Origin of the sequence: Pinibacter aurantiacus, from assembly GCF_019130065.1 — a bacterium.
Lineage (GTDB): Bacteria > Bacteroidota > Bacteroidia > Chitinophagales > Chitinophagaceae > Pinibacter > Pinibacter aurantiacus.
In genome coordinates, this window is the sequence record NZ_JAHSPG010000005.1 from 68,991 (window position 1) to 78,781 (window position 9,791).

General features: G+C 44.8%; 3 protein-coding genes. All 3 read left to right on the plus strand.

Annotated elements, in window-relative coordinates:
* The first annotated feature begins 176 nt into the window (after window positions 1-176).
* Window positions 177-4,385, plus strand: a complete 4,209-nt coding sequence (locus tag KTO63_RS09715) for a PKD domain-containing protein (RefSeq protein ID WP_217791069.1) — start codon at window positions 177-179, stop codon at window positions 4,383-4,385.
* Between the two features lie 262 nt (window positions 4,386-4,647).
* Window positions 4,648-8,736 (plus strand): PKD domain-containing protein, encoded by a 4,089-nt coding sequence (locus tag KTO63_RS09720; RefSeq protein ID WP_217791070.1) that lies wholly within the window; start codon window positions 4,648-4,650, stop codon window positions 8,734-8,736.
* Between the two features lie 116 nt (window positions 8,737-8,852).
* Window positions 8,853-9,791: PorP/SprF family type IX secretion system membrane protein (locus tag KTO63_RS09725; protein ID WP_217791071.1), on the plus strand; the 939-nt coding region annotated here is incomplete at its 3' end.

Below are 9,791 nucleotides of genomic sequence, written 5' to 3' on the forward strand. Positions count from 1 at the left end.
AATTTCCTGCAAGGCAAAAGGTCATTTTAAAGTGGCCTTTTGCCGGCAGGAAATTTGGCTCAAAAGAAGAGGCTCTTAAAACAACCAAACCGTTTGCCAGCAGGCAACTTATTGTAACGCAACAACCCCAAGCCCTAAGCCAATTGAGCAAAAACTAACGAGAGAGAGAATCGATAATGAAACGTATTTTTTACATATTGCTTTTTGTACTTGGCTTGCAAACAGTATCCAGCGCCCAACGAATAACGAACAAAGGAACAGACTTTTGGGCGGGTGCCGGTCATACAGGCCCATTGGAAGGAGGTGCATGGTTTCCCGGAGATACACCACGCGTCTTTTTTGTTATTACCACAGATGTTCAGGCTGCAGATGTAACAATAAGCTTAAATGGGACAACCTATCAGCAGAAGTTTACTGTGCCGCCTAATACCGTGTATACATCTGATCGGATGCCCATTGGATTAAGGGATGTTCCCGGCTCTCTGTACGACGCAATGTTGTATTCCAGGCCGGCAATATGGGGCGGTACAAATTCAGAGGGAATATTTGCTAAAAAAGGTATTAAGATACACAGCTCAGTGCCCGTTGTCGTCACGGAGTTTGAAATATTTGAATATTCGTCCGCTGCAACCATGCTGATTCCAACGGACTGTTGGGGCAAATCCTATAAGATATTACAACCCAAACAGTGGGTGGATGATATCACCAAAACGCCCTATTTCGCATGGTTGTTTGTAATTGCCGATAACGACAATACAAGAATAAAAATCAACCCTTCCCACTCAACAAGAAGCGGGTTGCCCGCCAATGTGCCCATCTATGTAACATTGAATAAAGGAGAGATCTACCAGATACTGGCCGGTGCCGATGATGTGAGCCAATCCAATGATTTTTGTGGAACCACGGTTAACTCCGTGGCAAATAGTGATGGCAAATGTTTGCCTATTGCAACGTTTGTCGGCAGCAGCGGCGATTGGATCAGCTGCGGACCAAAGCCCGCAAGCCTTGCAAACATGGCTCCTGATATGATGATCCACCAGGTTTTTCCGGTAGAGGCATGGGGGCGACGGTATGTTACCATACCAACCAGTGTTGTTGATAATGCGACAAAGCTTAACGCTAATATTTTCAGGGTTATGGTAAAGGACCCTTCCATAGTGGTGAAAAGAAATGGCGTGCCACTTACTGGCTTGACCCCGCAGAATTTTTATGAATTTATCAGCAATACTGCGGATTATTTAGAAGCAGACGGTCCCGTGCAGGTTGCACAAATAATGCCATCAACAGGCTCGGATTGTAACTACAGCGGACTTGCAGATCCTGACATGACATACTTAAGCCCAATTGAGCAAAGTATTAAAAAAGTAGGTTTCTTACGTCCGAAGAAAGACAAGATAGATCGTAACTATCTGGCATTAAGCATTCCGACTGCTGGCTTGTCGTCTTTAATGGTTGAAGGCAAGGCTAATAATTTTTATTCTTATCCCAATCCCAATTTGCCGGGCTATTCTGTTGTTATCAGAGAATGGAATGTAAATTCAAACTCAGATCCAAGAGCCCCGGCGCAAACCATCGTAACCAGCGATTCTGCCTTTACGGCCATGACCTATGGATTTGGTCAGGCTAATTCCTATTCGTACAATGCCGGCGCGTACATCGATAACCTGAGCGGCGTTCCTTATATAAAGAACAAATACAACAAATCAGATACTGCAAATACATATACCTGTGCAAATACGCCTGTTGAATTATCGGTATTGATCCGCTACAAACCAACCAAAATCTTGTGGCAGTTAAGCGCATTAAAAGATACTATATCGCCCAATGCTGATGTTGTAATCAACAATCCCGTTGAAGCGGGAACTGTAATGGTGTGGGGTGTGCCTTACTACAAATACACACTGCCCGGTTATTATAAATTTTCGACACCCGGAACCATTAATATTCCTGTATTTGCAACCGCGCCAGACGTGGAAGCCTGTGACAATACAGAGCAGATCAAATACCGGGTCATTGTAAAAGACACACTCAAAACCAACTTCGACATTCTCTTCGATGATAAATGTGCCGATACAAAATTGGTGAAATTTGTGGCCAACGATAAATTCACCGATGGCAGCGCGGCCCAGGGTTGGCAATGGAACTTCCTGAATGGTACCACACCTTTGACAGGTACAGGCAAAGAATTGTCGCTCACATTTAATGCCGGTAAAAACAGCGCTGAATTAATGGCCATAGACGCCGCGGGTTGTATTGCAGATACCACCAAAACATTTGTGATTGGTGCCAAACCTGCCATTCCTGATTTTACAGTAGATGCAGCAATGAACTGCGAGCAAACGCAACTTAAGATCAGCGAGAACACACCTGTTACTGCTCAATCCTATTACTGGAACTATGGCGATGGTGTTGATTCAACGTTAACACTCAATGGTTACGCTACTTCGCATGCTTATAAAAATGCAGGTACCATAACGATCAAACACGTGGCGAAGATCAGCGACAATTGTGTGAGTGACACGGCCACCAAAGTGATCACTATTTATGGTAAACCAAAACTGAATGTTGCTTATCCAAAAGGTTGCAGACCCGATGATGGCATCATCAAGTTTACCAGCGCAGTAGTTACAAGCGATAACCAGGCAATTAGTTCATACCTGTGGAACTTTGGAGATGCTGCCTCAACACCTGCCAATCCAAATACCGCTACCACCGCCAATGCATCGCACATGTATGCAAACCCTGCGGTGTATAAATTATCATTCAGCGCAACTTCTGAAAAAGGTTGTGTGAGCGATACCGCATGGGATGCCAGCTTCCAGCCAAAACCGATCATCAAGTTTGATCCTATAACACCACCGGCTGTTTGTTTGAATGCAAAAGGAACGGTCTCTGTTGCTTTTGCAAGCGTAACAAATGGCGTAACGGGTAAAGGTTATTATAAAGGCGACGCTACAGACGCAACGGGCAACTTTACACCGTCGTTAACTACGGCAGGCAAGCATGATATCTGGTACATCTATGGTTCTGATAATGGCTGTACAGATTCAGCGTCCAATGTGATTTTTGTAAGGCCAGTGCCACAGGCATCCTTCACCACTTTGGCCGATGTTTGCTTTGGCGACAAATCAACCTTTACCGATCAGTCCACCATCAATACGGCTGCAGATCCTGCCGCTGCCATCGGGTCGTGGACATGGAACTTTGGTGATGGCAACCCGGATGTAACGTATACAAATGGTAACCCGTTTGACAAAACTTTTGCAACAGCAAAATCATATCCTGTTACTTTGAAAGTAACGAGCAAAGATGGTTGTGTAAGCGATGTGTTTACAAAAACATTAAACGTGCATGTATTGCCCACTGCAGCATTTGACTTGCCCACCGCAGTTTGTATGCCGGGAGGTGATGCGGTGTTTACCAACAAGAGCAGCAGTACAGAACCAGGCACATTAACGTATAACTGGCAATTTGGCGATGGTGGCACTTCCACCGATGTAAACCCAACACATGTGTACACTGCACAGCAGCCATACACTGTAACACTGAAAGCCACATCAGCATTTGGATGTTTTGCCACTACGAACAAACAATTCACCAGCGATGTGTTCAAACCAAAACCGGTGGTGGCATTTGATATTTCTGACAAAGGTCCTTGCGAAGGAGTAGCAGTGATATTTACTGATAAGAGCACTTCTGCAAGTGGTGCCATCACAGCGTGGAACTGGAGCTTTGGCGATGGTACGAGTTCCACTGAGCAAACCTCAAGTAAGCTGTTCGATAAGTTCGGTACGTATGCCATATCCTTAACGGTAACAGACAACAACGGCTGTACGGCCAGTGGCGCAACGGCAGATGATAATGTTACGGTGCGCATTAAACCTGTGATCGATGCAGGTCCGGACATGGCAGCAGAAGAGAACACCTCTGTAGTACTAAAAGCAACAGCTCAAAATGCCAACCAGTTAAGCTATAGCTGGGCACCTGCTTCCTTGCTGAACAATCCAACGATTTTGAATCCATCATACTATGTGATACAGGACCAAATATTTGTGCTGACGGCAACAGATAAAGATGGCATTTGCAAAGCAACCGATCAGATGCTGGTGAAAATATTAAGACCGGTAAAAGTGCCGAATGTATTTACGCCAAACGGAGATGGCATTAATGATACATGGAACATTAAGAACCTTGCCGACTACGTGGATTGCACCTTGACCGTGTTTAACAGGTACGGCCAAAAAGTATATACTACTCATGGCTATAGCACACCATGGGATGGAAGAATGAATGGAAGTCCACTACCGGTAGGAACGTACTATTATGTGATCAATGTAAAACAAGGCGAGCCGCCGATGACAGGCTCTGTGACGATTTTGAGATAATTGAAAATGGAAAATGGAAAATTGAAAGTTGAAAATTTAAATGGTGCGTTGTTTGATAAACCGTCGCAAGGCTAAATCAAAAAGCATTTTCAATTTTCAATTTTCAACTTTCAATTAAATAAATGGTTGCTTTTTGAAAAACATGAATTAGATGATTAGGGAGTAATGCTACACAGAAAGCATTCTTAATTCCTAATTCTTAATTCTTAATTATTTATTCCGGCTTGTCCGGCATATGCAGATAAAAGTAAAAATAGTAATAATGGCTTTCTTGCTGTTACATAATGGGTGGGCCTTTGCCCAAAATCTTTCCAACCAGGGGAGAGAGTTTTGGGTAGGCTACGGCCACCACCAGTTTATGGAACCCGGCAAGGATAATTCGCAGGAAATGATACTCTATTTCAGTGCGGAGCAGGATGCTGTTGTTACTGTTTCCATTAACGGTACCGGATATGCGAAAACATACACGGTTCCTGGAAACAGCGTTGTAGAAAGCGAACTGATTCCTAAAGGCGTTTTTTCAAATCCGTCTTCTCCTTTCGATGCAAGATTGTATACAGCGCCGCCATCCTTTGGTGGCACAGGTTCTGAGGGATTGTTCACAAAGGGTATTCATATTCAAAGCACCGCGCCGATAGTTGCCTATGCACACATATATTCAGAAGATAATTCCGGAGCAGCCATGCTGATACCCGTTGAAGCGTGGGGCAACTCTTATATGTCCCTGAATACACAACAATTTTTATCGGCCGGATATGGAGCCAACAGAGATTGTTATTCATGGATGTATGTGGTTGCCGCAGAAAACAATACACGTGTGCGCATTGTGCCGTCCGTGGCAACACGCAATGGCCATGCAGCAAATGTACCTTTTGTAGTAGATCTGCAGAAAGGGCAAGTTTATCAAATACTTGGAGCTGCAAAAGATAACGAAGCAGGGTTTGATCTTACAGGAACAACAGTAACTTCTATCAGCAATGGCGCAGAACCCTGCCATGCTATTGGCGTTTTTTCCGGAAGCAGTGAAACGCAAATTGCCTGTACAGGTTTTAATGGAACCGGCGACAACCTGATGCAGCAATTGTTTCCTTATTCTGCTTGGGGAAGGCAATACCTGACCGCACCAAGCTGCGTTGACAATTCACCGGCGCAACATAACATTAACGTGTACAGAATTATTGTTAAAGATCCCGGCACTGTTGTAGTAAAGAATGGACAACAGTTGTATGGCATCAACGGCAATTACTACGAATATCAAAGTAATACGGCAGACTATATAGAGACAGATCAGCCGGTTATGCTCGCCCAGTATCTTCCTTCGAAAAATGCATGCGGCTATGCAGGCAACGGCGATCCGGAAATGATCTATATAAGTCCGTTGGAGCAATCCATTAACCACGTCAGTTTTTATCGTAACGACAGGCAGAACATAAACGTCAATTATCTTTCACTCATTATACCAAGAGCCGGAGTAACGTCATTGAAAATAGATGGCGTAACCGGCGGCTACGATGATATATACGACCATCCGAATTTTCCCGGTTATGCTGTGGTGACAAAAAGATGGAGTGCCGCGCAGGCACAATGCATCGTTGAAAGCGATTCCGCATTTACAGGTATCACCTATGGATTGGGCAGCAACGAATCATACGGCTACAATGCAGGCACCATGCTCGGCAACCTGAGCGGATTATCTTCTTTCAAAAATAAATACAGTCCAACCAACGAGCCAAGTGCCTACACATGTGTGAAGACGCCCGTTGAGTTGTCTGTTCTGATGCGATACAAACCGGACCAGCTGAATTGGCGCCTGAGTCAACTCGCGGGAATTATTTCTCCCGCAAATGATGTCGTGATCAACGCCCCTGTGCCCGCAGGAATGGTTACTGTAAACGGCGTGCAATATTTCAAATACACATTGCCCGGTTACTATACTTTCATGAAAGCAGGCACCTTTAATGTGCCATTGTATTCAGCCGGAGTAAATGTGCCAACCTGTGATCAGATAGAACAGGTAGCCTTTAAGGTTTTAGTAAAGCCCGCTTATTCAACCAACTTTAATGTGGTGTACAACAACTGTACAACATCTGAAAATATTCATTTCATCGGCGAAGATGTTTTTTCTACAAAGGAAAATATCAAAAGATGGGAATGGATTTTTTCTGACAAGACAACCGCGTCAGGAAAAACAGTGGATCATGTTTTTAAAACAGGCAACCACTCAGCAGAATTATTTGCCATCGATTCTGTAGGATGTGCCGCAGATACGGTGAAAACTTTTTCACTTTCAGATAAACCCACAACGCCTGTGTTTGACATTGTGACCGCAGATACTTGCGAGGGCTCTGCAATAAAATTTGTCGATAAAAATAACCAGGCAGGAGTAAAACAATCCTTCTGGGATTTTGGCAACCACGACACCCTGTCTGTTACAGCAGGAACAAATACAACAAAGCAATTTGCAACCTATGGTGTGCAAACCATCAAGCATGTAGTGAAGTTCAGCGATGTTTGTATAAGTGATACAGCAATGCAGAATATTTCAATTTATGCAAGCCCTGTACTCAACATCAGTTATCCGACAGCATGTTTGAAAGACGGCACTGTTCAATTTACAAGCGCATCAACCGTTCCCGATGGGCAACAGATAACAACTTATGCGTGGAACTTTGGAGATGTAAATGCAACACCGCAAAATCCAAACACCAGCAACATCGCCGATCCTGTGCACAATTTCAGCCAGGGAACAGCTTACAATATTGTATATGCAGTCTCGTCAGAAAAAGGCTGCAGAAAAGATTCTACCTATAAGATTTCGTTCAGCATAAAACCACAGTTGGCCTTTGGCTTGTTGGGAGATGTGTGCGAGAATTCAAAAATACTGTCCATAGCAAAAGCCTCTGTGATCAATGGCGTACAAGGAACCGGCACATACCGCGGACCAGGCGTTGACGCAGCAGGTAATTTCAGTCCAAGTGCGGCGGGTGCAGGAACTCATGAAATCTGGTTTACGTTTACGTCCAAAAACGACTGCCAGGATTCTATCAGGCAAACCATTAAAGTCCATCCGAAACCTGCCGCCAATTTTGACGTAACAAAAGAAATTTGTACAGACGGCGCAGCAGCCATCACCGATCATTCAACCGTTGCAAACGGGTACGCCATTACATATTGGAATTGGAATTTTGGCGACGGTACAACTGCCGTTAATAATAACAACAACGCTTTCAGCAAATCATACGCCAGCTATGGTAAATACACCGTACAGCTTGTTGCAGTAAGTGACAAAGGTTGTGCAAGCGATACCATAAAAAATGACGTAGCGGTGCATCCATATCCGCAGGCGGATTTTAGCTTGCCCGCAATCGTGTGTATGCCTGGCGGAGAAGCTGTTTTCACTAACTTATCCAATTCACTGGATGGTGCGCCGCTTACTTTCACATGGTCATTTGGCGATGGCAGTACATCTACAGATAAAGATGCAAAACATGTGTACGCATCCGCCGGCAATTATAACATTCAACTAAAAGCTGCTGCAGGCAACTGTTCATCAAGCAGCGCAATAAAACCTTTCAACAATTTCATCAACAAACCAACCGCCGCGTTTACAGTTGATCCCGAAGTTGTATGCCAGGGAACAGACAATGTTTTTACCGATAAAAGTGTTGCAAATAACAGCGCAATAAAAAGCTGGAACTGGAATTTTGCCGATGGCAATGTTTCAACAGATCGCAATCCTGTGAAGCGCTATGCCGCGCCAGGACTATACAATGTGAGCCTTGCAGTAACAGATGCTGCAGGATGTATTTCTGAACGTGCTCAGAAAAATATAACAGTTAACATTCAACCGGTAATAGAAGCAGGTCCTTCGGTTGCAGTTTTGCCGGGAGAGAAAGTAACATTTAAAGCAACGGCGAACAATGTTACAGATGTCAACTTTCGCTGGACGCCTGCATCATTGCTTGACAACGCATCCATACTTACACCAACATACATTGCCATACATGATCAAACATTTGTGCTCACTGCAACCACCGGCGAAAGCCGTTGCACGGCTACCGATGAATTGACAGTGAAAATTTTGAAACCCGTGAAAGTGCCCAATGCATTCAGCCCTAACGGCGATGGTATCAATGATAATTGGCAAATTACAAACCTTGCAGATTATGAAAGAGCAACGGTGCAGGTGTATAACAGGTATGGACAAATGGTGTACAGGTCCGAAGGATATGGCACTCCGTGGGACGGAAGAACAAACGGCAGTTCGCTGCCTGTAGGAACTTATTATTATGTAATAGAGCTAAACAAAGGATTGGCTCCATTAACGGGGTCGGTCACGATATTGAGATAAGTTGTTAGTTGTTAGGGTTTCGGAGCTATCATTTTCTACTAACAGCTATCAACTAACAACTGATAAAACAACTGAGAAAAACGAGTTAATAAAAACCAACTATAAACTAGCAAATCATGCGCATAACAAAAATAACTGCAATGGGCCTGCTGCTGTTGGCAGGAATGGGAACTGCGAAAGCCCAGGACCCGCACTACACCCAGTATTACGTTTATCCTTCGTGGTTGAACCCTGCACTGACAGGCGTGTTTGACGGTAGTGCAAGAGTCTCTGCGATCTACCGCAACCAGTGGGGCAATATTGCTTCTCCTTACCAGACACCCGGCGTTTCTGCCGATTTCAATACCAACAAGAATGCAGCCTTTGGCGTAAGCGTGCTCAATCAGCGTGCAGGCGACGGCGGCTTTAACTACACCACCGCTTATGCAAGCATGGCTTACTCTGGTGTAAAGTTTGGAGCAAACGGTTATAAAAGACTGAACATGGGCTTCCAGCTGGGCATGATCCAGCGCCGCTTCGACATCAGCAAAATGTCATTCGGTGAGCAGTGGAACCCCTCCACCGGTTACAACCCGGGCGCAGGCACCGGCGAAGCCCTTAGCAAAACCAGCGCTACTTCCTTTGATGCAGGCGTGGGTGTAATGTACTACGATGCAGAACCGGGCAAAAAAGCCAACCTGTTTGCGGGCGTTTCCGCTTCACACATTACGCGCCCGACTGACCAGTTCAGTGCGAGCGGCGATGCAAAGATCCCGGTAAGATACACGGGCCATGCGGGTTTGAGAATCATGATCAACGAAGTGGCGAGCATCACACCAAACATCTTGTACATGCGCCAGGGATCAGCAGAAGAGAAAATGATAGGGGCGTATTTGCAAATGAACGTGGCCGAAGATGCAGACTTTATGATCGGTGCCAACTACCGTATCAAAGATGCGATCTCTCCCTACATCGGTGTATATGTAAAAGAGTTCCTGATCGGCGCGAGTTATGATGTCAATACTTCTGATTTGGGTAAGATGGCAAAAGGCAGCAACAGTTTTGAACTGTCACTG